The organism is Microbacterium sp. ZW T2_14 (assembly GCF_044987405.1).
Taxonomy (GTDB): Bacteria; Actinomycetota; Actinomycetes; order Actinomycetales; family Microbacteriaceae; genus Microbacterium.
Map to the genome: position 1 here is coordinate 1 of NZ_JBJDRK010000066.1, position 21,849 is coordinate 21,849.

The 21,849-nt window shown below is 70.3% G+C and carries 27 protein-coding genes; 11 read left to right on the forward strand and 16 right to left on the reverse strand.

Annotated features, from left to right (window positions below; all coding sequences use genetic code 11):
- Positions 1–64: 64 nt before the first annotated feature.
- The 3 genes from ACI3KY_RS17535 (at position 65) to ACI3KY_RS17545 (ending at position 2,678) form a co-directional block, all read left to right on the forward strand.
- A complete protein-coding gene (locus tag ACI3KY_RS17535; RefSeq protein WP_194413631.1) occupies positions 65–274 on the forward strand; it encodes a hypothetical protein in 210 nt (69 codons plus the stop codon).
- A gap of 135 nt (positions 275–409) precedes the next feature.
- A complete protein-coding gene (locus tag ACI3KY_RS17540) occupies positions 410–1,942 on the forward strand; it encodes an MDR family MFS transporter (protein ID WP_404931425.1) in 1,533 nt (510 codons plus the stop codon).
- A 127-nt stretch (positions 1,943–2,069) separates the two neighbouring features.
- Positions 2,070–2,678: a carboxymuconolactone decarboxylase family protein gene (locus ACI3KY_RS17545; RefSeq protein ID WP_404931426.1), complete on the forward strand. Its 609-nt coding sequence runs from the start codon at positions 2,070–2,072 to the stop codon at positions 2,676–2,678.
- Here the strand turns inward: ACI3KY_RS17545 and ACI3KY_RS17550 are convergent.
- From ACI3KY_RS17550 to ACI3KY_RS17565, 4 genes are all read right to left on the reverse strand, one after another.
- Entirely contained in the window at positions 2,665–3,174 is a 510-nt protein-coding gene (locus ACI3KY_RS17550; RefSeq protein WP_404931427.1) for a hypothetical protein, read from the reverse strand. The genes ACI3KY_RS17545 and ACI3KY_RS17550 overlap by 14 nt on opposite strands.
- A 191-nt stretch (positions 3,175–3,365) precedes the next feature.
- Positions 3,366–4,226 carry an Fpg/Nei family DNA glycosylase gene (locus ACI3KY_RS17555; RefSeq protein ID WP_404931428.1) on the reverse strand — a complete coding sequence of 287 codons (861 nt, stop codon included), beginning with the start codon at positions 4,224–4,226 and terminating at the stop codon, positions 3,366–3,368.
- Between the two features lie 39 nt (positions 4,227–4,265).
- Positions 4,266–4,580, reverse strand: a complete 315-nt coding sequence (locus ACI3KY_RS17560) for a hypothetical protein (RefSeq protein ID WP_404931429.1) — start codon at positions 4,578–4,580, stop codon at positions 4,266–4,268.
- Between the two features lie 320 nt (positions 4,581–4,900).
- Complete coding sequence (locus tag ACI3KY_RS17565) at positions 4,901–5,269, reverse strand: hypothetical protein (RefSeq protein ID WP_404931430.1); 369 nt, start codon at positions 5,267–5,269, stop codon at positions 4,901–4,903.
- Positions 5,270–5,435: 166 nt separating this feature from the next.
- On the opposite strand from ACI3KY_RS17565, the gene ACI3KY_RS17570 reads away from it, so the two are divergent.
- The 3 genes from ACI3KY_RS17570 (at position 5,436) to ACI3KY_RS17580 (ending at position 7,663) form a co-directional block, all read left to right on the forward strand.
- The gene (locus ACI3KY_RS17570) at positions 5,436–5,912 is read left to right on the forward strand and encodes a MarR family winged helix-turn-helix transcriptional regulator (protein WP_404931431.1); all 477 of its coding nucleotides are present in this window, start codon (positions 5,436–5,438) and stop codon (positions 5,910–5,912) included.
- Between the two features lie 91 nt (positions 5,913–6,003).
- Positions 6,004–6,789, forward strand: coding sequence for an EI24 domain-containing protein (locus tag ACI3KY_RS17575; protein ID WP_404931432.1), 786 nt, complete (start codon positions 6,004–6,006; stop codon positions 6,787–6,789).
- 91 nt (positions 6,790–6,880) lie between these two features.
- Positions 6,881–7,663: a patatin-like phospholipase family protein gene (locus ACI3KY_RS17580; RefSeq protein ID WP_404931433.1), complete on the forward strand. Its 783-nt coding sequence runs from the start codon at positions 6,881–6,883 to the stop codon at positions 7,661–7,663.
- A 26-nt stretch (positions 7,664–7,689) separates the two neighbouring features.
- Here the strand turns inward: ACI3KY_RS17580 and ACI3KY_RS17585 are convergent, their stop codons facing one another.
- Positions 7,690–8,490 carry a DUF1206 domain-containing protein gene (locus ACI3KY_RS17585; protein WP_404931434.1) on the reverse strand — a complete coding sequence of 267 codons (801 nt, stop codon included), beginning with the start codon at positions 8,488–8,490 and terminating at the stop codon, positions 7,690–7,692.
- Between the two features lie 57 nt (positions 8,491–8,547).
- A complete protein-coding gene (locus tag ACI3KY_RS17590; RefSeq protein ID WP_404931435.1) occupies positions 8,548–9,255 on the reverse strand; it encodes a phosphatase PAP2 family protein in 708 nt (235 codons plus the stop codon).
- A gap of 115 nt (positions 9,256–9,370) precedes the next feature.
- On the opposite strand from ACI3KY_RS17590, the gene ACI3KY_RS17595 reads away from it, so the two are divergent.
- Positions 9,371–10,744 (forward strand): NAD(P)-binding protein, encoded by a 1,374-nt coding sequence (locus ACI3KY_RS17595; RefSeq protein WP_404931436.1) that lies wholly within the window; start codon positions 9,371–9,373, stop codon positions 10,742–10,744.
- A gap of 15 nt (positions 10,745–10,759) precedes the next feature.
- Here the strand turns inward: ACI3KY_RS17595 and ACI3KY_RS17600 are convergent, their stop codons facing one another.
- On the reverse strand, positions 10,760–11,065 hold the full coding sequence (locus tag ACI3KY_RS17600; RefSeq protein WP_163620469.1) for an NIPSNAP family protein: 306 nt from the start codon (positions 11,063–11,065) through the stop codon (positions 10,760–10,762).
- Between the two features lie 210 nt (positions 11,066–11,275).
- Here ACI3KY_RS17600 and ACI3KY_RS17605 point away from each other — a divergent pair, with 210 nt between their 5' ends.
- On the forward strand, positions 11,276–11,626 hold the full coding sequence (locus ACI3KY_RS17605) for a LysR family transcriptional regulator (protein ID WP_404931437.1): 351 nt from the start codon (positions 11,276–11,278) through the stop codon (positions 11,624–11,626).
- A 66-nt stretch (positions 11,627–11,692) separates the two neighbouring features.
- On the opposite strand, the gene ACI3KY_RS17610 is transcribed toward ACI3KY_RS17605, so the two are convergent.
- The 4 genes from ACI3KY_RS17610 to ACI3KY_RS17625 all read right to left on the reverse strand — a co-directional run bounded on the left by ACI3KY_RS17610 (position 11,693) and on the right by ACI3KY_RS17625 (position 15,019).
- A complete protein-coding gene (locus tag ACI3KY_RS17610) occupies positions 11,693–12,382 on the reverse strand; it encodes an alpha/beta fold hydrolase (RefSeq protein WP_404931438.1) in 690 nt (229 codons plus the stop codon).
- A 68-nt stretch (positions 12,383–12,450) separates the two neighbouring features.
- Complete coding sequence (gene ychF, locus ACI3KY_RS17615) at positions 12,451–13,524, reverse strand: redox-regulated ATPase YchF (protein WP_404931439.1); 1,074 nt, start codon at positions 13,522–13,524, stop codon at positions 12,451–12,453.
- Between the two features lie 84 nt (positions 13,525–13,608).
- Positions 13,609–14,220 carry a dihydrofolate reductase family protein gene (locus ACI3KY_RS17620; protein WP_404931440.1) on the reverse strand — a complete coding sequence of 204 codons (612 nt, stop codon included), beginning with the start codon at positions 14,218–14,220 and terminating at the stop codon, positions 13,609–13,611.
- 40 nt (positions 14,221–14,260) lie between these two features.
- Positions 14,261–15,019 (reverse strand): class I SAM-dependent methyltransferase, encoded by a 759-nt coding sequence (locus tag ACI3KY_RS17625; protein ID WP_404931441.1) that lies wholly within the window; start codon positions 15,017–15,019, stop codon positions 14,261–14,263.
- A gap of 75 nt (positions 15,020–15,094) precedes the next feature.
- Here ACI3KY_RS17625 and ACI3KY_RS17630 point away from each other — a divergent pair, with 75 nt between their 5' ends.
- Both ACI3KY_RS17630 and ACI3KY_RS17635 read left to right on the forward strand, forming a co-directional pair.
- Positions 15,095–15,700 carry a 3'-5' exonuclease gene (locus ACI3KY_RS17630; RefSeq protein ID WP_404931442.1) on the forward strand — a complete coding sequence of 202 codons (606 nt, stop codon included), beginning with the start codon at positions 15,095–15,097 and terminating at the stop codon, positions 15,698–15,700.
- 212 nt (positions 15,701–15,912) lie between these two features.
- Entirely contained in the window at positions 15,913–17,226 is a 1,314-nt protein-coding gene (locus ACI3KY_RS17635) for a DNA recombination protein RmuC (RefSeq protein ID WP_404931443.1), read from the forward strand.
- A gap of 50 nt (positions 17,227–17,276) precedes the next feature.
- Here ACI3KY_RS17635 and ACI3KY_RS17640 read toward each other — a convergent pair whose 3' ends face one another.
- A complete protein-coding gene (locus tag ACI3KY_RS17640) occupies positions 17,277–17,489 on the reverse strand; it encodes a UDP-N-acetylmuramyl pentapeptide phosphotransferase (protein WP_404931444.1) in 213 nt (70 codons plus the stop codon).
- A gap of 157 nt (positions 17,490–17,646) precedes the next feature.
- On the reverse strand, positions 17,647–18,636 hold the full coding sequence (gene glpX, locus ACI3KY_RS17645) for a class II fructose-bisphosphatase (protein WP_404931445.1): 990 nt from the start codon (positions 18,634–18,636) through the stop codon (positions 17,647–17,649).
- A gap of 247 nt (positions 18,637–18,883) precedes the next feature.
- On the opposite strand from glpX, the gene fbaA reads away from it, so the two are divergent.
- Positions 18,884–19,915: a class II fructose-bisphosphate aldolase gene (gene fbaA, locus ACI3KY_RS17650; protein WP_404931446.1), complete on the forward strand. Its 1,032-nt coding sequence runs from the start codon at positions 18,884–18,886 to the stop codon at positions 19,913–19,915.
- Between the two features lie 117 nt (positions 19,916–20,032).
- Here fbaA and ACI3KY_RS17655 read toward each other — a convergent pair whose 3' ends face one another.
- The 3 genes from ACI3KY_RS17655 to ACI3KY_RS17665 form a co-directional block, all read right to left on the reverse strand.
- On the reverse strand, positions 20,033–20,734 hold the full coding sequence (locus ACI3KY_RS17655; protein WP_404931447.1) for a hypothetical protein: 702 nt from the start codon (positions 20,732–20,734) through the stop codon (positions 20,033–20,035).
- Positions 20,731–21,270: a sigma-70 family RNA polymerase sigma factor gene (locus ACI3KY_RS17660; protein WP_404931448.1), complete on the reverse strand. Its 540-nt coding sequence runs from the start codon at positions 21,268–21,270 to the stop codon at positions 20,731–20,733. Before ACI3KY_RS17660 ends, ACI3KY_RS17655 begins: the two co-directional genes overlap by 4 nt.
- Before the next feature lie 163 nt (positions 21,271–21,433).
- Positions 21,434–21,849: DUF6264 family protein (locus tag ACI3KY_RS17665; RefSeq protein ID WP_404931449.1), on the reverse strand; the 416-nt coding region annotated here is incomplete at its 5' end.

Sequence of the window (21,849 nt, forward strand, 5' to 3'; positions counted from 1 at the left end):
CGCATGCTCACTGTGCCAGCCTAATGAGCCCTGCCGACCCTGGGCTCGGCGCTAGGCTCGAGCCATGACCTCGACTCCCGACGCCCCCGAACACGACGGCAGCGACCTCGCCGAGCTGCGCGAGGAGATCGACCGCCTCAAGGCCATCCCCCACGAGGAGATCGTCAACCCGCTCCCCAAGAACCTCGAGGACCGTGAGCCGGAGGCCGAGCCCACCGACGCGATCGGCTCCGAGCGATGGGACGACACGGAGCCGCGGCGCTCCGGCAGCTGATCCCGGACGATCGTCCGCCCGCCGCCAGACGGTCCCCGGAATCGGGAATGGGATGTCGGAACCTGTGGTTATGGTGAGAGCTTGCCATCCTCGGGTGGCGTTTCGCTGACCATCCGAGCCTCGAGGAGACGACCTATGGCCGCCATCGATACGACCCCCGGAACGGGCAGCATCTCCGCTGTCCCCCGCGCCTCCGCTGCGGGCGCCACTCCCACACTCGGCCCCCGCGAGAGCCGCGTCATCTGGCTGCTCCTGGGCGCCGCGTTCGTCGCGATCCTCAACGAGACCACGATGGGCGTCGCGATCCCGCACCTCATCACGGACCTCGGCATCACCGCCCTGGCCGCGCAATGGCTGACGACCGCGTTCATGCTGACGATGGCCGTGGTCATCCCGATCACCGGCTTCCTCCTGCGCCGCTTCACCACGCGCACGATGTTCGTCGCCGCCATGGGGCTGTTCTCGGCGGGCACGCTCATCGCGTTCCTGTCCCCCGGCTTCCCGATGCTGCTCGTGGCCCGCGTCGTGCAGGCGTCGGGCACGGCCATCATGATGCCGCTGCTCATGACGACGCTGATGACGGTCGTGCCTGCGGCGATCCGCGGCCGCATGATGGGCCGCGTCAGCATCGTGATGTCGCTTGCGCCGGCCATCGGCCCGACCCTCGCCGGCGCCATCCTCAACAACTTCGAGTGGCGCTGGATCTTCGGCATCGTGCTGCCGATCGCGATTGTCGCCCTCGTGGTCGGCGCGCGCTGGATCCACAACCTCGGCGAGACGACGAAGGCCCCGATCGACGTCCTGTCGGTGATCCTCTCCGCCTTCGGCTTCGGCGGACTGGTGTTCGGCCTGAGCCAGCTGGGTGCGGGCGGTCACGGCAGCGGAGCGGATGCCGCCGCCGCGAGTGCCGCTTCCACCACCACGCTCGTCGTGTCACTGACCGTGGGTGTCGTGGCGCTGGGCCTGTTCGGCTGGCGTCAGGTGCTGCTGCAGCGCAAGGACGACGCCCTGCTCGACCTGCGCGTCTTCCGCAGCCGCAACTTCTCGCTGTCGATGGCGCAGATGGTCGTCATGTCGATGGCCTTCTTCGGCGCCATCACCGTCGTGCCGCTCTACCTGCAGGACGTGCTGGACGTCGACCCGCTCACCACGGGCCTGGTGGTGCTGCCGGGTGCCCTCGCGATGGGCTTCGCCGGACCCTTCATCGGCCGCATCTACGACCGCTGGGGCACCACCGTCCTGCTCGTACCGGGCGCGGTCATCACGAGCGGGATGCTGTGGTTCTACACGACGTTCGGCCAGGACACCCCGGTGTGGCTCGTCGCCGTCGCGCAGACCGTGCTGTCGATCGGACTCGCCCTCTCCTTCACTCCGCTGTTCACGGCGTCGCTCGCCTCGCTCGAGCCCAAGTTCTACTCGTACGGCTCGGCCGTCGTGGGAACGGCGCAGCAGGTGGCAGGTGCGGCGGGCATCGCACTGATGTTCGGCGTGATGGCCGCCGCGTCGGCGGCCGCCACCGCTTCGGGCTCCGACGAGCTCGCCGCCGGGGCGGCGGGAACGCACGCCGCGTTCCTCACGGCCGCGTTCCTGTCGCTGCCGCTGCTGGTGGGCGCCTTCCTCATCCGCAAGCCGGCCGACCAGCCGATGGGCGCGCCTGTCGGCCACTGAGCCTGAAGCCGCTCGCCGTCGCCGGCAGTCCGGCGCCGTTGTATCGCTCGGATGCCCCACCCCTCGACAAGGGGTGGGGCATCCGCGATTCTGGTGGTGCCCCCACTCCCGACGGGAAGGCAGCATCATGATCGTCGAAACCCCTGATGCCGAGAGCGTGACAGGTCACGCCGCCGACATGTATGACAACGACCTCCGAGGCGACGGCTTCGTCTTCGCCTACACCCAGGTGATGGCGGTGAATCCGGACGCCCACCAGGCGTTCGAGACGCTGGTCCGCGCCATCGTGCCGTCGATCGGCGTGCGCACGTACGAGCTTGCGACGCTGGGTGCCGCCCGCGCGATCGGATCGGAGCATTGCCTGCTGGCACACGCTCGCAAGAGCCTTCGCGGCAGCCTGTTCGACGAGGAGCAGCTCGCGCGCCTGGCCGCCGATCCCCGCGACGCCGCGCTCGAAGAGGCCGATGTGGCGGTCATCGAGTTCGCAGAGAAGCTGTCGACGGATGCCGCGTCCATGGACGACGCCGATACTCAGCGGTTGCGCGACGTGGGCTTCAGCGATCGGCAGATCGTCGACATCGCGCTCACCGCGGGTGCGCGCAACTTCTTCAGCCGGGTTCTGCTGGCGCTGGCGGTGCCCGTGGACGACGTGCCCGGCCTCACCCCCGCCCTGACCGCGGCGTTGCGCGCTCAGGGAGAGGCCGCTCGCAGCGGTTCTCGCATCAGTGGTGGATGATCGCCTTCAGCGCGATCAGAGCGCCGCCGAATGCGGCAGTGATCAGCGCGGCGAGGATGCGCGGGATCCAGTGTGTGCTCCAGCGTGCCACGGCGATCCATCCGAGCGCGCCCAGCAGCACGGTGTTGACGATGAGCGCCGCCCACATGGCCGTGCTGTCGTCGATGAGACGGGTAGCACCGAGCGCCAGGATGATCAGGGGCGGCAGAGATGCGAGGAGCATGCCCGAGGACTGATGGGTGGACGCACGCAGGCTCGAACGCAGCCCGGCTCGGCCGTCGGTCGCCGCGAGGCGCCCGAGCGTGCCGGCGAACACGTGCGCCGCGAAGAAGACGATCACCGTCACGGCGACCGTGATCACGGCGTCGACCGCTGCGCCGCTCGACGAGGCGCTGACGACGATCATGCCGGAGACGAGGATCAGGCCGTAGATCGCCTCCTCCGACATGAGGATGCGACCCACGCGCGGGGTGATGTGAAGCTGGTCGTCGGTCATCGACGGCGCGTGGCGGTGCGTGCGTTCGGATCAGTCGATGCTGCAGCTGCCGCCGCAGCACGAACCGGCGGAGTCGACGACCGTGAGGAGGTTCTTGTCGTCCGGCACAGGTGCGAGGGTGAGAGGGGCCGGCTGCTGCGAGGTCGTCATGGCAACCATGCTACCTATCTCCCGAGGCTCCGGCGCCGTCGTCAGGTGCGCTCCGCGCCGCGTGAGATCGGCACTCCGCCGTTCTGACAGGTGGGGCAGTACTGCGCGGACGTCCCCGAGAAGGTGAGATCGAGGATGGTGTCGCCGCAGACCGGACACGCTTCACCGGCGCGCCCGTGCACGCGCATCGCGGCGACCTTCTGCGCTTTCAGCTGGTCGATGGGCGCACCGCTGCGCGCCTCGATCGCCTCCCTGACCGTCGAGACCGTCGCGTCGAACAGGCGGTCGGTCGCCGCAGGATCGAGCGCCGCGGCGGGTGTCACCGGCGACTGCCGGGCGATGTGCAGGATCTCGTCCGAGTAGGCGTTGCCGATTCCTGCGAGCGATTCCTGCTCCTGCAGGATCGCCTTGATCTGCTTCCGGCGACCGCCGAGCGCGGCATCGAACTGGGCACGCGTGAAATCGTCGTGAGCGGGGTCGGGGCCGAGCTTGGCGATGGCGGGGACCTCGTCGGCGCTGCCGACGACGAACAGGCCGAGCGACACCCAGGATCCGGCATCCGTCACCTCCAGGGCGACGTCGTCCGACAGGTCGAAGGTCGCCAGGGCCGGTGGAGCCTCCGCGGGCAGTTCGGTGTCGAGGCCCCGGGACTCTGCGCCGAGCCAGCGGATCCACCCGTGGCGGCCGAGCGACACCACGAGGCTCCTGTCACCGAGGAGCAGCTCGACATGCTTGCCATGCCGCGCGGCACCCGAGATCGTGCGCCCGACGATGTCTCCCGGCGGCGCGCTGCGCGTCTTCACCGAACGGAACTCCAGCACATCGACGGCGCGGATCTCGCGCCCGGATGCCGCGTGGGCGAGGAAGCGCGTCAGAGCCTCGACCTCAGGCGATTCAGGCATGGCCCCATCCTGCCATCGCCCGCCGACACGGGCGGGAGGTCAGGCGTGCGCAGGCGGACGATGAGGAATCGGAGCCGGCTTGAGCGCTCCCAGGCTCCGACACTGTTCGAGCATCTGCACCGCGGAGAGGAACAGCATCTCCAATGAGGTGAACCGGGCCGTGCCGCAGCCGACCGAGACCCACACCGCTTCGTACACGCCGTCGTCGTGGAGTTCCACATAGGCGACCAGACGCGACGCATCGCCGCGGTCGACGGCGCGGTCCTGCAGCCGCCACGAGCGATCGGCCAGCGGCGTCAGCACGAGCTGGTGGATGTCCTCGCCCATGGTCTCCGCCGCACCCTGCTCACTCATGTGCTCACTCGTGCCGATCGGCCGGAAGAGGGCCGTACCAGCGGTACTCGAGGCGGCGACGTTCGGAGGCCGCCGCTGCGTCGCCGCTGCGCGGCCGAGGTGTCATCGGGGGTGTCGTCCGGTCGGCTCCCCGCGCACCGTCAGGTCTTGACACCTCTGACGCCGGCTTCCGCCCGACTCCCTCGTCGGCGATGGATTCGGTCATCGTCAACCTCCTGTCACCCGAGGATGCTGCGTGCGTCTTCCCAGACAAAGGGGGTTGACAGCGTGGCGGCGAATCGTCGGAGGCGGCCCCGATCCCGCGCGCGCCCGTCGCCACATCAGGCGGCCGGCTGCGCGAGCTCTGAGCGCACCCGCTCCTGCGGCGGCGACTCATCGCCGGCTGCCGTGACCAGGTGGAGGTCCTCCAGGTCAAGGATCAGTCCGCCGTTCGAGCTCGCGGCCGTCGCGAGACGGGCGAGGAGCGCGTGGTCGATCGGGGGCTCCTCGGGGCTGTCGAAGACGAACCGCAGCGGAATGGCGGGCTGCAACCACACCGACGAGCGCCCGCTGCCATCGGGGTGTCGCCAGGTCAGCATGAAGCTCTCGTTGCGGCGCAGCTTCGTCGCCACGACGACTTTGACGTGTGCGAGGAGATGTTCCGGCATGTGGACCGGATCGCCCTCGGCACCGTAGATCAGTTCAGCCATGGTGCTGTTCCTTCCGAAGGCCTGCTCTCGATAATAGTTCGTCATCGAACTATTCGGTGGTGAGAGTTCTGCCATCGAGTGTTTCATTCACGAGAATTTCATGGTCCAATAGAACTTCTGCGCCACCGCGTCGCACACGTCAGCGCGGGCAGAGAGGGGCTGAATCGTGGTCGATCACACCGGGTCATCAGCATCGACGGAGAGCGGCCGACCTGATGTCGCCGGCATCCTCGAGCATCTGCGTCTGGCCGAGGCCAAGCTCAATCGTCAGCGCGAGCAGCAGAGCGGAATGAGCGAGACCGATCGCGCCGCGATGAGGTACCTGCTCGAGCACGACGACTCCGACGAGGTGACCCCGGGCAGGATCGCGCGCGCACTGCACCTGTCCCCGGCTTCCGGCACCGCGCTCATCGACCGTCTGGTGGCGCGCGGACTGGTGGTCGTCCACGGCCACCCTCACGACCGCCGCAAGAAGCTCGTGCGTCCGCTCGACGGCGACATCGACCTCGACCACCTGGACCCGCTCACGATGCGGCTGCGCTCCATCGCCGCGAGACTCACGTCCGGCGACGCCCGGATCGTCGCGACGTTCCTCGAGGACGTGCTCGCCAGCGTCACGCACGCCACCGCGCCTTCGCACTGACCGGCGCACACGATGGCTGTCGACCACGCGCACCGCAGAGGCATCGAGTGCTGCATCGGACCGGCCGGGCGTCGATCGTAGGCTGAGACCGATGCGCGAGTTCCTCCGAGGAGTGGCCCTCCTGGGCCGAGGCTTCGCCACCTGGCGGCGGCGCCCCGGCCTCATGGTGCTGGGACTGCTGCCCGCGGCGATCGTCGGCGTCCTGTTCCTTGCGGGACTGATCGCCCTGAGCGCCTCACTGCCCGGGCTCACCGACACGATGACGCCGTTCGCCGACGGCTGGCCGAGCCTCTGGGCGACGGTCTTCCGCATCGCCGTCGGCACAGCGCTGCTGGGGGCGGCACTCGTGCTGGTTGTCGTCACATTCACCGCTGTGACGCTGCTCGTCGGCGATCCGTTCTACGAGCGCATCTGGAGAGCAGTGGAGACGGATGCGGGTGCCGCCCCGCCGGATGCCCGTTACGGCTTCTGGCGGTCGGTCGCCGACGGGCTGTCGCTCATCGGACGCGGGCTGGGAGTCGCACTGCTGGCCGCGCTCCTGGGGCTCGTGCCCGTCGTGGGCGGGGCATTGAGTGCCGTGTTCGGTGTGACCCTCACCGGCTGGCTGGTGGCGGATGAGCTCACGTCGCGGGCTTTCACCGCACGCGGCATGACCCGGCCCGTGCGCCGACAGCTGATGCGCCGGCACCGCGCTCGCGTGCTGGGCTTCGGCGTGGCCACGCAGCTCACCTTCCTGGTGCCGCTCGGCGCCGTGGCCACGATGCCGGCGGCCGTGGCGGGCGCGGCTCTCCTGGCGCGATCGATGCTCGACGCGAACTCCCGGCCGACACGGCGACCGCGCGACCCGAATCGCGAGCTCGATGTGCGCTCCGGTTGATCCGGATCCGAGCGCACCGGGATCGCGGGCCCACAGTCCTCCCCCATCAGCCCGGTGCTAGCTTGGCTGCGCACGACGAGCGGAGGACCACGTGGGCGACGACCCTGATCTCGGACTCGTGCTCGGCGGTGGCGGCGCCTTCGGCGCCGCACACGTCGGTGTCCTGCACGTCCTGGCGGAGCGCGGCATCCGTCCGGGGATCGTCACGGGGACGAGTTCGGGTGCCCTGGTCGGCGCTGCCTACGGCGCCGGCGTGGAGCTCGAGGCCCTCGACCGCGCCGCACGGGGCTTCCGCTGGAGTGCCATCGCACGGTGGTCGCCGGCTCCCCGGTGGGGGCTGCTCGACACCACCCCCATGATCGACGCCGTCTCGCGCGCGCTCGGCGAGGACCCGCTCATCGAGGACATGCCGCGTCGCTTCGCGGCGTTCGCCACGGACCTGCGCACGCGTCGTGGCGTGATCCTCGACAGCGGCCCGCTGAGCCTCGCGCTCCGGGCGACGGTCGCCGTCCCGGGTCTGCTCCCCCCGGTCAGACGCGGCCGCGAGCTGCTGGCCGACGGCGGGATGATCGACAACGTCCCGGTCGCCGCCGCGCGCGCTCTCGGAGCATCGCGCGTCATCGTGGTGAGACTGCACGCGAAGTGGGAGAACGTGCGCATGATGCGCACAGTCACCCGCACCGCAGACCTGGTGCAAGACCCATCCGTCGTGCTCGTACAGCCGGAGATGGAGCGCATGGCCCAGTGGACGATGTCCGACGTGCCGCGCCTCATCGCCGAGGGCCGCCGTGCCGCGACCGCGGCGCTGGACGACACGGAGCCGGACCGGTGGAGCGTTGCCGCGTCAGAGGACGGCTCGCCGGAGAACGGCTGAGTTCCCGAACTCCGTGCGCGAGTCGCTCACATCCGCGCGTAGCGAGCACGCGCGAAGCAGAACAGTCCGTAGATGATCAGCCCCGCTGCGACCACCCAGAGGATCACCGGACCGAACGGCAGCTCGGCGAGCGTGTGGAGTGCGCCATCCAGCCCGCCGGCCTTCTCGGGATCGTGCGTGAAGGCCGCCACGATGAACAGCACGCCCGTCACAGCGACCGCGACGCCCTTCGCGACGTAGCCCACCACGCCGAACGTCACGATCCCCTTGCGGACGGCACCGGCGGGAAGATCCAGGTGCTTCTCGAACGCACGGGTGAATCCCCGGACGATGAACGCGATGCCGATGGCGAGCACGATCAGTCCGATCAGCACGAGCAGGATCATTCCGCCGGTCGTGGCCATCAGCCGCGCACTGAGGGTCTGCGACGACTCCGAGGAGTCGGACTGGCCCCCCAGGGCATACACGAGCGCGGTGAAGGCGATCGCGAGGTACACCACCGCGGTGCCCAGGAACTTCACGCGGTGGCCCCACTTCTTCTTGGCGTCGGCGTCCCGAGCGAGAAAGGCCTCCGCGATCTGCCACACCGCGAGCGCCACCAGTCCGATCACGATCGCCCAGAGCAGCACGACGCCGGCGGGAGAGTCCCGGATGGTCTCCATCGCGCCCCCCTGGTCCGCCTCGCCGCCACCGCCCATCGCGACCGAGATCGCGATGACGCCGATCACGATGTGCAGCACGCCGAGCACGACGTAGCCGATGCGCGCCATGGTGCGGAAGGCGGGCGATTCCGTCGCGGTACGCGCCGCGTTCTTGGCAGTGGTCATAGCCGAATCGTAGCCAGCTGTCGGCACCCCGACGGAGGGGTTGAAATCGAACGGGTTTCAGGCATCAGCCGCCCGCGGGCGAGGCGGCGCCGCCCTGCGGATCCGGTAGGCCTGGACAGCGCTCCACACCAGCGTCGCCACCGCAATGCCCTCCAGCAGTCCGGCGACGACGTCGCTCAGCCAGTGCGCGTGCAGATATGTCCGGCTCCACATCATGTAGAGCACCCAGAGCCCGCCGACAACCCACACGTACCAGCGCCGCAGCAGCAGTCCCAGGGTGACGACCATGGTCGTCGCGACGGCGGTGTGCCCGGAGGGGAAAGACGTGGCGACGCGCTCGGCGAGCGAGTCCTCGGGCCGCACGCGGGCGATGACGGCGGCCATGGGCGCGCCGATGGCGACGACGACGATGATGGCGCTCGCCAGCGTCACGGCATCCCATCGCCTCCTCTGCCACAGGAAGACCGCCACGAGCAGGATGCCGATCACGATCATTCCGATCGTGCCGCCCACGATCGCGGGGACCCATGCCGCGATGACGCCGACCTCGTCGAGCGTCGCCACCATGAGGTCGTGCCACCACAGGTCGACCGCGAGCGGCTCGTGCCCGCCGAGCGCCACGGCGAAGCGCAGCACGACGAAGGCGACGGTCGCGACCACCCCCACGACCAGGACGACGGCCCGATGGGGTTCCGGATGCGGCAGGGGCTCGACGGACGCGGTCGTGTAGGGCCCCGCCGTCCCCGGTCCTTCGTCTTGGCTCACCAGCCCATTGTGGGCGCCCGGCGCGACTTCCACCCGCCCTTGCCCGCACTGCCCTGGCGGTGTAGCGCCCGCGCCGCCCATTGACGCCGATCACGGCCACTGCTCTGATGAGCGCATGGAGGGGATCGTCGACGTCGACTATCTGGTGGTCGGCGCAGGAGCGATGGGGATGGCGTTCGTCGACGCGCTCACCAACCACGCGGACGTCTCGGTCGCCATCGTCGACCGTCGTCACGGCCCGGGCGGACACTGGCTCGACGCGTACGGATTCGTGCGGCTTCACCAGGCCTCGGCCTTCTACGGCGTCGCCTCGACGCTGCTGGGAGGCGGCCGTGTGCAGTCCGACGGCCCCGAGCGCGGGCTGCACGAACGAGCGCGCGCCGCCGAGGTCACGGAGTACTACGCCGGCGTCCTGTCCCGACTGCTCGCGACGGGGCAGGTCGTGTTCCACGGTCGCTCCGAGTACCTGGGTGACCGCCGGTTCGCATCACTGCTGAGCGGGAGGCGGTTCCGTGCACCGCGGGCGCGGGTGGTGGATGCCGCATACCTGTCGCCCGACATCCCCTCCCTCACTCCTCCGCCGTTCGCCGTCGGCGACGGCGCTCACGTCATCGCCGTGAACGACCTCGTCCGCATCGCCCCAGCCCCGTCGCACTATGTGATCGTCGGCGCGGGCAAGACCGCCACCGACACGTGCGTCTGGCTGCTGCAGAACGGCGTCTCGCCGAACCACATCACCTGGGTGCGGCCTCGCGATCCGTGGCTGCTCAACCGTGCGGTGGTGCAGCCGGATCCCGCCGTCTTCCTCGGCATGGCCGCCGACACGATGGCCGCGGCAGCGGAGGCCGCCAGCCCCGACGACGTCTTCCTGCGGATGGAGGATGCCGGGATCATGCTGCGCATCGACCGCGCGGTCACGCCGACGATGGCCAAGACCCCCACCCTCGCGACGTGGGAGCTCGACCTGGTCCGGACGATCGATGACGTCGTCCGCCGAGGTCATCTGCGCGCCGTCGAACCACGACGCCTTCGGTTTGCCGACGGGGATGTGCGGATCCCTGCCGACGCGCTGGTCGTGCACTGTGCGGCTGAGGGCCTCAAGTACCCGGGGCTCCGACAGATCTGGACCCCGGCGGCGATCACGCCGCAGCCGGTGCGGGTCGGGTTCCCGTGCTTCGGAGCCGCGCTCGCCGGCTACGTCGAGGCCACGCGCGGCGACGATGCGGACAAGAACCGCGTGTGCCGGCCGTCGCCGTACGCGAACACGCCCGCCGACTGGACGACCATGCAGGTGATCGGCGGCGATGCGTCGCTCGCGATGACCGGCGAGACCGATCTGAGGGAATGGTCGAACGAGACCACGCTCAACCCCGCCCGCATCCCCGCCGCCGTTGCCGGTGACCCGGCCGTTCTCGCGGCGCGCGATCGGCTGAAGCAGAACATCGCCGCCGGCAGAGCACGTCTCGCGGCGCTCGCGAACGCCGGGTGACCTCCGCGCTGCGGGTCAGTCGAAGACCGGCGTCTGGAAGCGCCGCTCGTAGCGGCGGATGCACTGCGTGTCGCGCGCGAACTGGAAGGCCGCCACGCATTCGGGGTCGGTGCGGGAAGCGATGCGGTAGGCCTCGTAGTCCGCCATCGAAGGGAACGTGAACAGCGCGAAGGCCTCGTCGCTGTCGCCCTCGCTCGGCATGAAGTAGCCGTGGTGTGTGCCGCCGAGCCGGTTGACCAGCCGGATCCACTCCCGGCCGTACTGCGTGAACTCCTCGAGCTTGTCGGGGTCGATCTCGTAGCGCAGGTGGATGGTGATCATGGGGCTCCGTTCATCGGTCGAGCCGGCGGGGCTGCGGGCGGCTCGTCTTCGATTGTCGCGGACCTCCGCCGCGTCTCCTTCGCATCCGCGACGCCTGCCGGGACGCTGGCGGGTTCACGTGCACGTTTGGCAGCGGGCCGACCTCCACCGGTCGCGGTCCGGATGCCGGCACGCCCGTATCCTGAAGGCGCAGGCAACGGAAGGCTCGCTGTGAACATCACTCTCCTGAAACGGTTCGTCACCGTCGTCGCCGAAGACCTGCATTTTCCGCGCGCGGCCGAGGCGCTCGGCATCCCGCTCGCGTCGCTGTACTCATCGATCGACAAGCTCGAGGCCGAGGTGGGCCATCCTCTCATCACGCGCGGTAAGCCGCAGTGGACGCTGACCCCGGCGGGAGCGCTGCTCCTCGAGGAGGCGAAGCGCCGGATCGCCGAGGCGCCCGCCACCGCGCCGCAGCCGAAGGCGCCCGCGGGCGGCAAGGCCAAGGCGTCCAAGGGCAAGGGCCGCGCGCCCGCGGTGAAGGGGCAGCCGAAGCCGTTCAAGAAGCGGCAGGGCCGCTAGAGCGGCCGCTCCACGCCCGGACCCGGTCCCGCCGAGCGACCTGCGCGGCCGAACGCGCCGAGCGGTTCAGTCCCAGTCGAGGTAGTCCTCGATCGGCCACGCGGTCGCACCGACGTGGGTGACCGGGAACAGGTGCCCGGCTCCCTCGACGCGCGCCACGCTCACCCGGTCGGGCGCGGACGCCTGCAGCTGTTCGCCGTTCGACGGAGGGGTCATCCGGTCCTCGGTGCCCTGCACGACCAGCACCGGCAGTGCCGGCGCGAGCGAGGACCACTCGAGCTCGGGCGTCGCCTCGAGCGCCGCGCGCTGCATCGACTCGACCGCGGCGTCGCGCGCCTGTGCGGGGATCTCCGAGACGTCGGACCCCAGCTCGTCGGTCGCCACCGCGCCCTCGACGCCGAGCAGCAGCACGCCGTTGACGCGTCCCGGGTGATCGAGCGACACCTGGCGCGCGACGGAGCCGCCGAACGCGTGGCCGCCGACCCAGGCGCCCGCCAGCCCGAGGTGCTCCATCACATCGACCACGTCCTGCGCCAGGTCGTGCATCGAGACCGCCTGATCGGCGGCGGCACGCGGATGACGGGGGCCGACGCGGACGACGTGGAAGTCCTCCTCGGCGAGGGCGTGGGTGAGCGGACCGAGGTAGCTGATGTTCAGACCGCGCCCGGGGATGAGCACGAGCGCGGGGCCGTCGGCTCGTTCGTCGACATACGGGATCGCGCGGCCGTCGGGCTCGAAGATCTGGGTTTCAGCCAAGGTTCGTGGGTCCTCTCGCGTGCACGTGTGGGGATTCGCTGGCGTCCGGGCGGGACGCGGTGGGTCGTTCAGACGTTGAAGCGGAACTCGACGACGTCGCCGTCCTGCATGACGTAGTCCTTGCCTTCGAGGCGGGCCTTGCCCTTCGCGCGCGCCTCGACGACCGATCCGGTCGCCACGAGATCGTCGAACGAGATGACTTCGGCCTTGATGAAGCCCTTCTCGAAGTCGGTGTGGATGACACCGGCCGCCTGCGGCGCCTTCCAGCCCTTGCCGATCGTCCAGGCACGGGCCTCCTTCGGACCGGCGGTCAGGTACGTCTGCAGCCCGAGCGTGTCGAAGCCGATGCGTGCCAGCTGGTTGAGCCCGGACTCCTCCTGACCGGTGGACGCCAGCAGCTCGGCGGCGTCGTCGGGGTCGAGGTCGATGAGCTCGGACTCGATCTTCGCGTCGAGGAACACGGCGTGCGCCGGCGCGACGAGAGCCTCGAGCTCCGCCTTGCGGGCGGCATCCGTCAGCACCGCCTCATCGACGTTGAAGACGAAGATGAACGGCTTCGCGGTCAAGAGGCCGAGCTCCTTGATCGGAGCGAGGTCGATGCCCGACGCAGACAGCAGCACGCCGCGTTCGAGCGCGTCCTTCGCCTCGATGGCGGTGGCGAGCACCGACGGGTCGAGCTTGCGCCCCTTGACCTCCTTCTCGAAGCGCGCGATCGCGCGGTCGAGGGTCTCGAGGTCGGCGAGCTGCAGCTCGGCGTTGATCGTCTCCATGTCGCTCTTCGGGTTCACCGCGCCCTCGACGTGCACGACGTCGTCGTCGGCGAAGCCGCGCACCACCTGGGCGATCGCGTCGGCCTCGCGGATGTTCGCGAGGAACTTGTTGCCGAGCCCCTCACCTTCCGAGGCGCCGCGCACGATGCCGGCGATGTCGACGAACGACACCGCCGCAGGCAGGATCCGCTCGGAGTGGAAGACCTCCGCCAGCTTGTCCAGTCGCGGGTCGGGCAGGTTGACGACGCCGATGTTGGGCTCGATCGTCGCGAACGGGTAGTTCGCCGCGAGCACCTGGTTCTTGGTGAGGGAGTTGAAGAGGGTCGACTTGCCGACATTCGGGAGACCGACGATTCCGATGGTGAGAGCCACGGGCATTCAGTCTACGTGGACGCGATCCGCCGCCCGGTGCCGCCGCCCGCGGCTGCGGCCGCGCGCGCGGAGGTCAGGCGGAGGTCAGTCCGGGTCGACGCGCCACCGCATGAGGACGTTGCCCGACTCTTCCCACGTCCGCGTCTCGAGCAGCCGCAGCGCCACCGGAGGACGGGCGTCGAACAGCGGCACGCCGGTTCCGGCGATGAGGGGGAACGTCACCAGATGCAGCTCATCGACGAGCCCCGCGTGCATCAGGTCGTTCCACAGCACGCGTCCGAGGAGGATCAGGATGCCGCGCCCGTCGCCCTCCTTGAGCGCGGCGACCTCGCGGCGGGCGTCGGCGACGCGCACGATGCGGACGTTCTCGTACGGTGCGATGTCGGCCTCCGTGATGGTGTCGGAGACGACGATCTTCTCCACGGCGAGGATCAGCTCCGCGAACTCACGGCGGATGGCGGTGGCCTCCGGGTCCCCTCGCACCCCCGTCCAGTAGCCCAGGTTGCCGAGCGTGGAGCGGCGGCCGGCGAGCAGCAGCGTGTCGGAGTTCCGCAGCAGTTCGGACGTGTAGTGGTCGAACGAGTCGGCACCGTGATAGTCGGGATGCCAGTGCTCGAAGAACGACACGATGTCGTGATCGTCGTCCTCGTAGCGGCCGTCGACGGTGACGAAGTTGCAGACGGTGAGCGAGCGCATCCGCACACCGTAGCGCCGGGCTCCGACCCGGTGCGATCGATCAGTGACGGATGCCGCGGTACGCGCGCGTGACGTACGGCAGGTCGACGACCTGGGCGCCGGTGCCGTCCGTGATGCGGCGCTCGTCGAACAGCCTGCCCACGGCGGCGAGGATGGCGCTCCGGTCGGCATCGGACGCGGTGATGACGTAGCTCCGCGACGCCACCATGTCGAGCAGCGCGGGCCGCGTGAGCGACCGGGTCCAGTGCCACGATCTCGCCTCCAGCCCCCCGAACGGCTCGGCGACCTGCACGCCGTCGCCCGACAGCATCTCCTCGGCGTGGCTGCCGTGCATGGCGGCGGTCAGCCGCGCGACCCACGGGTCGGACTCGTCGCGGACGTTCCACACGAGCCCCAGAACGCCGCCGCTCCGCAGCACGCGCCCGGCCTCGGCCGAGGCCGCGACCGGCTCGACCCAGTGCCACGCCTGGCCGAGCAGCACCGCGTCGACGGACGCGTCGGGCAGCGGCATCCGCTCGCCCGTCCCCACGAAGGTGGGCACGCCGTGCACGTGCGCACGCAGCGCGGCGAGCATCTCGGGATCGGGATCGACCGCGACGACCTCGGCGCCGGTCTCCACGATCGTGCGCGTCAGCTTGCCCGTGCCCGCGCCGATGTCGGCCACGCGCAGCGCGCGGCCGGGCTCGCGCACGGGGGCGAGCATCCAGTCGACCGCCTCACGCGGATAGTCGGGCCTCCCCGACTCGTAGGCTCCGGCGGCGGACCCGAACGACAGCGACATCTCCTCGCGACTTGCCATGCTCCGACCCTACGACGGCGCCTTCCCGCGGCGCGCCTTCCGCCGCCGCGGCCGATGCCGGGTGAGTCTGGGCAGGTGCCTCTGGACTTCACCGCGATCGACTTCGAGACGGCGAACTCCAGCAACGCGTCCGCCTGCGCGGTGGGGCTGGTGCGTGTGCGCGACGGCCGCATCGTCGACAAGGCGGGCTGGCTCATCCGCCCGCCGGCGGGCCACGACGTGTTCTTCGAGCTGAACGTGCGGATCCACGGCATCCAGCCCGAGGACGTCATCGACGCCGCCACCTGGACCGAGCAGCTCGCCGACATCGTCGCCTTCGCCGGCGACGACATCCTCGTCGCCCACAACGCGGGCTTCGACATGGCCGTGCTCAAACGCGCATGCGACGCGACGGGCGACGACTGCCCCGCATACCGCTACGCGTGCAGCCTGCAGGTCGCGCGCAAGGTCTACCGGCTCGAGTCGTACCGCCTGCCGTTCGTCGCCGCCGAGGCGGGCTTCGCCGACTTCCCCCATCACAACGCCACGGCCGACGCGCTCGCCTGCGCCCACGTGATGATCGACGCGGCGCGGCGAACGGGCGCCGCCGACATCGAGGCGCTCACCCAGGCGGTCGGTGTGCGCGTGTCGCAGATCACGATCGCGGAGGCCCCCGCCGTCTCGTTCGCCGTCGCCTCCTAGGCGGCCGCCGGAACTCGGGGATCCGCCCGGACTCGGGAGTTCAGCACTCCCGCGTCCGAACCCCGGCCGATCCCCGAAACCGAGCTGCTGCCGGAACTCGGAGATGCGCCCGGACTCGGGCGTTCGGCACTCCCGCGTCCGGATCCCGGCCGATCCCCGAAACCGGGCGGGTGCGGAGGCCGGATGTCGGAGGCATGCCCCACTCTGGAGACATGGACGCAGTCGTGATCGGTGTGGTGGTGATCGTCTCCCTTCTCGTGGGCGCCGTGGCGGGGTGGGCGGCGGGACTCGCCCGCGGCGCGGCGCGCACCGCGCGGGACCAGTCCGGTCTCGCGGCGCAGCTCGCGGCGGCGGAGGCCGCACGTCAAGGGGTGCAGGCGCAGCTCGACCACCAGCAGCTGCTCTACCGCGAGCTGGCCGGCCAGGCGCGCCACGATCAGGCCGCCCGAGAGGAGCGCGAGCGCCGCGAGCAGTCGGTGCTGCGGGCCCTCGCTCCGGTGCAGGAGACGCTCGCCGCGATGCACACGAAGGTCGACGATCTCGAGCGCGAACGGCATCTGCAGTTCGGAACGCTGGCCGAGCAGCTGCGGCGCGCACAGCAGTCCGACGAGGCGCTGCGCGCGACCACCGAGTCGCTGGCGAGCGCGCTGCGCTCCGGCAGCACGCGCGGCGTCTGGGGCGAGACCCAGCTGCGACGAGTCGTCGAGGCCGCCGGTCTCACCCGCCACGTCGACTTCGATCTGCAGGCGTCGATCACGACGGATGCCGGAGCCGGCCGCCCCGACATGATCATCCGCCTGCCCGGCGACAAGGCGATCGCGGTCGACGCCAAGGTGCCGCTCGACGCGTTCCTCGAGGCGAGCACCATCCCCCTGACCGCACAGGGCGCGGAGGCCGCCCGGCGCCGCACGCTGCTCGACAAGCACGTCAAGGCGGTACGCGCCCATGTCGACGCACTCGCCCGAAAGGCCTACTGGGCCGGGCTGTCGTCCAGCCCGGAGTTCGTGGTGTGCTTCCTTCCGAGCGAATCGCTGCTCGCTGCCGCGCTCGAAGAGGACGCCTCCCTGCTCGACTACGCGTTCGGCAAGCGGGTCGCCCTGGCGTCGCCGGTGAACCTCTGGGCGGTGCTGAAGACCGTCGCGTACACCTGGACCCAGCAGGACGTGTCGCAAGAGGCGCGGGCGCTCTTCGACCTCGGCAATCAGCTGTATGAGCGGCTCGGGTCCCTTGCCACGCACGCCGACGACCTGCGGCGCGCCATCGAGCGCACCGTCGACAGCTACAACCGCTTCGCCGGGTCTCTCGAGACGCGTGTGCTCGTGAGCGCCCGCAAGTTCCCCGGCATCGACGCGACCAAGCTCGACGCGGTGAGCGAGCCGGCCACGATCGACAAGAGTCCGCGCCGCCTCACCGCCCCCGAGCTCCTCGACGAGACACTCACCGGCTTCGCTGAAGAGCCACAGGCCCTGACGGCGACCGCCGAGCTCGGCGAGGTGCGCGCGCGCATCGCCGCGCCGAACGAGTGAGCGCAGGCAGAGGCGCCGTGCGCCGGCGGTGCGCCGGTCACGCGGTGAAGTCAGGCGCCGCCGGGAACGAAGCTCAGCAGAACGATGACGGCGGCGGAGACGCCGACGAAAGCGCCGACCATCCACCACGCGCTGATCTCGTGACCTTCGTCACGCCGGACGCGCAGCAGCACGTCGGGGCGGCGGGCAGGATCGATCGCGTTGGCGATCACCGCATGCGCGCCCGTCTGGGGCGACGACGGATCGGCGGATTGCGCAGACATCGTCAACTCCTCGCGTAGGAAACATCATCGTGTCCCCTTCGACACCACAGTCGATTCTGCCAGAGTCGCGCGCGAAAGGCGGTCACGAAAGAGTCACATCCGCACCACTGGTCGCATCAGGCACAGCGGCATCACCGTCATCGCGAATGCGCTCGCGTTAGAGCCACTTCGAGACCAGGTGCTCCGACGAGATGCGACGCAGGGTGCCCGACGCCCCGCGGAGCACGACGCTCTCGGTGTAGACATAGCCGCCCTCGCGGCGAACGCCCGCGACGAGCGCGCCATCGGTGACGCCGGTCGCTACGAAGATCGTGTTGTTCCCCTTGACGAGCTCATCGGCCTCGTAGACGTGTCCGTCCAGCCGCAGGCCGGCGTCGATGCCGCGCTGCTTCTCGTCGTCATCGCGTGGCCAGAGCCGGCCCTGGATGTGGCCGCCGAGCGCTTTGATCGCACACGCGGTCACGATGCCCTCGGGGCTGCCCCCGACGCCGACGCACATGTCGGTGCGAGCATTGTGGCGAGCGGCGTTGATGCCGCCGGCGACGTCGCCGTCGCTCATCAGCCGCGTTCCCGCACCCGCCTCACGGATCTCGTCGATGAGACGGTCGTGCCGCGGGCGGTGCAGCACCGACACCACCAGCTCGTCGACGGGCTTTCCGAGCGCCTTGGCGAGGAGCCGGATGTTCTCACCGATGGGCAGGCGGATGTCGACGACGCCCACCCCGGCCGGTCCGGTGACGAGCTTGTCCATGTAGAAGACGCTCGAGGCGTCGAGCATCGTGCCGTGGTCCGACACGGCGATCACCGAGAGCGCATTGTTGCGCCCGGCCGCCGTCAGCGATGTGCCGTCGATGGGGTCGACCGCCACGTCGGCCTGCGGGCCGCGGCCGTTGCCGACCCGCTCCCCGTTGTAGAGCATCGGGGCTTCGTCCTTCTCGCCCTCGCCGATGACGATGGTGCCGTCGAAGTTGACGGTGGTGAAGAAGGCCCGCATGGCGTCCACCGCGGCCCCGTCCGCCGCCTCCTTGGCGCCGCGGCCGATGAACGGCACCGCGCGGATCGCCGCGGCTTCCGTGGCCCGCACCAGTTCGAGTGCGAGGTTGCGGTCGGGATGGAGGGGACTCATGTCCGCGGTCAGGCTCACCATGCGGTCAGCCTAGCCACGCGATCGCCCGATTCACCGGAATTTCACGCCGCAGCAAGTGAAGGAATGGCGATTCTTTCCGGACGCGCAGGGACGCGGCTTTCCCATGACAAACGGGGCCGCAGCATCCGCCGGCGTTCCAGGGCTTCGGTAGAGTTTGCGGTGACGCTCGCAGGGACCGACGGCCTCAGCCGACACCATTCAGACCTGAGCCGACACCCTTCACACCCGCGCAGATTGAGGAGCACTCATGCCCGTCGCCACTCCGGAGCAGTACGCCGACATGCTGGACCGCGCGAAGGCCGGTGGCTTCGCGTATCCCGCCATCAACGCCGCCAGCTCCCAGTCGGTCAACGCCGTCCTTCAGGGCCTCACCGAGGCGGGTTCCGACGGCATCCTCCAGGTGACCACGGGCGGTGCCGACTACTTCGCCGGGCACACGGTGAAGGCCCGCGCGACCGGCGCCCTCGCCTTCGCCGCGTACGTGCACGAGGTCGCCAAGAGCTATCCCATCACCGTCGCGCTCCACACCGACCACTGCCCCAAGCCGGCCCTCGAGGACTTCGTGCTGCCGCTGATCAAGGCGTCCGAGCAGGTCGTCGCAGACGGCGGAAACCCGATCTTCCAGTCCCACATGTGGGACGGCTCGGCGGTGCCGCTCGATGAGAACATCGAGATCGCCAAGGAGATCCTCCCGCGACTGAAGGCGATCAACGCGATCCTCGAGGTCGAGATCGGCGTCGTCGGCGGCGAGGAGGACGGCGTCCAGCACGAGGGCTCGAACGAGGCGCTCTACACGACCACCGCCGACGTCGCGAAGGCCGTCGAGGCCTTGGGGCTCGGCGAGCAGGGCCGCTGGATCGCGGCGCTCACCTTCGGCAACGTGCACGGCGTCTACAAGCCGGGCAACGTGAAGTTGCGTCCCGAGCTCCTCGGTGAGATCCAGGAGGGCATCGCCGCGCAGTTCGGCACCGGCCCGAAGCCCCTCGACCTCGTCTTCCACGGCGGCAGCGGCTCGACCGACCAGGAGATCGCGACGGCGGTCGCGAACGGCGTCGTGAAGATGAACATCGACACCGACACGCAGTACGCCTTCACGCGCTCGGTCGCCGGCTTCATGTTCCAGAACTACGACGGCGTCCTCAAGGTCGACGGCGAGGTGGGCAACAAGAAGGCCTACGACCCGCGCGCCTGGGGCAAGATCGCCGAGTCGGCGATGGCCGCCCGCGTCGTCGAGGCCACGAATCAGCTCGGCTCCGCCGGCAAGAGCCTCGCCGCCTGACACCTGCCGTCGGGCGAACCCGCCCACTTTTGCATCGGATGCCTCGGCACCGGCCCTCCGCAGGGCCCGGCGCCGGGGCATCCATCGTCTCACGGGATGCCGCTCACGCGAGCCGGCTCACTCCCCTGGCTCGCCGCGCAGCAGGACGCGCCCATCGGCGACCGCGCGGACCTCGATGGAGGCGATGTCCGAACGGTCCAGCGCGGTGCCGGCGTCCAGTTTCGCCGTCGATCCGGGTCCCGCGCGCCACGTCGACAGTTCACTGGTGTCGCCGTCGGTCGACGTGACGACGAGCACGTAGGGCCACTCCTGATCGCGGGCGTAGGGGTCATCGCTCGGGGGGTAGTCGCACACCATCCCGATGCGCGTCCCCCAGGCGACATCGGTCAGCTCCACTGTCGCGCTGAGCGGCACGTCGGTCACGGGCTGGAGGGAGACCACCTCCTCCGGCACAGGAGCAGGCACGACGGAGGTCGTGACGGCGAAGGCGACCACGACCGCGAGCACGGCTGCGGCGGCGACGCCGCCGCCCCACGCGATCATCCGCCGGCGACGAGCGTCGCGGGTGCCCCGTGCCACCATCCGTGCGCGGGCCGCCGGGTCGGGGCTGGTCTCGCCCGGGTCGTCCAGCAGCGACTCGGCCCGCTCGACCGGCACTCGAGCCAGCAGCCCGAGCGCCGGCGCGAGGTCGGCGATCGCGTCGCGGCAGAGCCGGCAGTCGTCGAGGTGCGCCTCGTACAGCCGACGGTCATCGGAGTCGAGCGCGCGCACCACGTAGGCGGCATCCCACTCCGCGAAGCGGACGTGATCGGTGCTCATCGCGTCACCCCCTTCTCCTGCAGGGTGAGGCGAAGAGCGCGCAGCCCGTAGTGGAGGCGGGACTTGACCGTGCCCGGCGGGATGTCGAGCTCGTCCGCCATCTCGGCGACCGACTGCCCGCGGTAGTAGGCGCGCACGACCACGGTGCGATGCTCGGTGGTCAAGGCTGCCAGGGCCTCCTCGACGAGGATCGCCTCGAACAGCGCGTCGGTCGCATCGGCGGTCGCGCGCTCGGGCACCTCGGCGACGCCGATCTCGCGGCGGCGTCGCGCGCTGCGCGCCTCGTCGATGACCAGGTGGCGCGCCACCGTGAACATCCACGAGCGCGTGGTCGAGGGGTCCTGCTCCAGGATCCTCGGCGTCCGCCACGCCCGCAGCAGCGTCTCCTGCACGATGTCGTCGGCACCCGCACGATCGCCGGTCAGATGCACCACGTAGCGCCAGACCGGGGCGGCGTGGGCATCGTACAGAGCGGCCAGCCGTTCGGCATCGCGGCCGGCGGTGCTGTCACGACTCTCCACGCTGTCGTGCGGCATCCATCACCTCCCGCAGGAGACACGAGACGTGGCATCCGCAGGTTCAGGTGCACCGCCGTGCTTGTGCCGTCACCACGAGTATGGACCCCGGGCACCCGATCACGGGAGCCCCGAACGGGTGCGCGGACGAATCGGCCGCGGACGATTCAGCCGCCGATGTGAGTCAGCCGCCGACGCTCTCCACGAGCGCCTGCCACACGGTCGGGTCGCTCATCAGGGGCACCGCCATCAGCACGCCCGACACGAACGTGAACAGGATTCCGGCGCTCAGCGCGATCCACCACGTCAGCCGCCCGCGCCGGACGCTCCACCACGAGACCGCGACCGTCGCGCACCAGCCGATCGTCAGCACCAGCACCGACGCGATCGCCCAGGGCCTGCCGGCGGCGGGGTCGCTGATCTGCGCATCCACTCCCATCACGGCGAGCATGGTCTCGGCGTACGCCCCGTAGTCGAGGAAGGCGGGCACCGACGAGACGACGTTCACCAGGCCGTACGCGAGGAGCGCGAACGTCACGATGCGGTCCACGGGGCGCACGCGCCTCTGGGCGGGCGCCGGCGGCGCAGGGAGGGCAGGGC

What these genes read in the sequence shown, in the direction of transcription:
- fbaA (WP_404931446.1), top strand. Translation starts at nt 18,884, where the DNA reads ATGCCCGTCGCCACTCCGGAGCAGTACGCCGACATGCTGGACCGCGCG.
- ACI3KY_RS17640 (WP_404931444.1), bottom strand. Translation starts at nt 17,489, where the DNA reads ATGTCTGCGCAATCCGCCGATCCGTCGTCGCCCCAGACGGGCGCGCAT.
- ACI3KY_RS17550 (WP_404931427.1), bottom strand. Translation starts at nt 3,174, where the DNA reads ATGACCGACGACCAGCTTCACATCACCCCGCGCGTGGGTCGCATCCTC.
- ACI3KY_RS17535 (WP_194413631.1), top strand. Translation starts at nt 65, where the DNA reads ATGACCTCGACTCCCGACGCCCCCGAACACGACGGCAGCGACCTCGCC.
- ACI3KY_RS17575 (WP_404931432.1), top strand. Translation starts at nt 6,004, where the DNA reads ATGCGCGAGTTCCTCCGAGGAGTGGCCCTCCTGGGCCGAGGCTTCGCC.
- ACI3KY_RS17565 (WP_404931430.1), bottom strand. Translation starts at nt 5,269, where the DNA reads ATGGCTGAACTGATCTACGGTGCCGAGGGCGATCCGGTCCACATGCCG.
- ACI3KY_RS17635 (WP_404931443.1), top strand. Translation starts at nt 15,913, where the DNA reads ATGGACGCAGTCGTGATCGGTGTGGTGGTGATCGTCTCCCTTCTCGTG.
- ACI3KY_RS17660 (WP_404931448.1), bottom strand. Translation starts at nt 21,270, where the DNA reads ATGCCGCACGACAGCGTGGAGAGTCGTGACAGCACCGCCGGCCGCGAT.
- ACI3KY_RS17620 (WP_404931440.1), bottom strand. Translation starts at nt 14,220, where the DNA reads ATGCGCTCGCTCACCGTCTGCAACTTCGTCACCGTCGACGGCCGCTAC.
- ACI3KY_RS17600 (WP_163620469.1), bottom strand. Translation starts at nt 11,065, where the DNA reads ATGATCACCATCCACCTGCGCTACGAGATCGACCCCGACAAGCTCGAG.
- ACI3KY_RS17560 (WP_404931429.1), bottom strand. Translation starts at nt 4,580, where the DNA reads ATGAGTGAGCAGGGTGCGGCGGAGACCATGGGCGAGGACATCCACCAG.
- ACI3KY_RS17625 (WP_404931441.1), bottom strand. Translation starts at nt 15,019, where the DNA reads ATGGCAAGTCGCGAGGAGATGTCGCTGTCGTTCGGGTCCGCCGCCGGA.
- ACI3KY_RS17555 (WP_404931428.1), bottom strand. Translation starts at nt 4,226, where the DNA reads ATGCCTGAATCGCCTGAGGTCGAGGCTCTGACGCGCTTCCTCGCCCAC.
- ACI3KY_RS17540 (WP_404931425.1), top strand. Translation starts at nt 410, where the DNA reads ATGGCCGCCATCGATACGACCCCCGGAACGGGCAGCATCTCCGCTGTC.
- ACI3KY_RS17595 (WP_404931436.1), top strand. Translation starts at nt 9,371, where the DNA reads ATGGAGGGGATCGTCGACGTCGACTATCTGGTGGTCGGCGCAGGAGCG.
- glpX (WP_404931445.1), bottom strand. Translation starts at nt 18,636, where the DNA reads ATGGTGAGCCTGACCGCGGACATGAGTCCCCTCCATCCCGACCGCAAC.
- ACI3KY_RS17545 (WP_404931426.1), top strand. Translation starts at nt 2,070, where the DNA reads ATGATCGTCGAAACCCCTGATGCCGAGAGCGTGACAGGTCACGCCGCC.
- ACI3KY_RS17655 (WP_404931447.1), bottom strand. Translation starts at nt 20,734, where the DNA reads ATGAGCACCGATCACGTCCGCTTCGCGGAGTGGGATGCCGCCTACGTG.
- ACI3KY_RS17585 (WP_404931434.1), bottom strand. Translation starts at nt 8,490, where the DNA reads ATGACCACTGCCAAGAACGCGGCGCGTACCGCGACGGAATCGCCCGCC.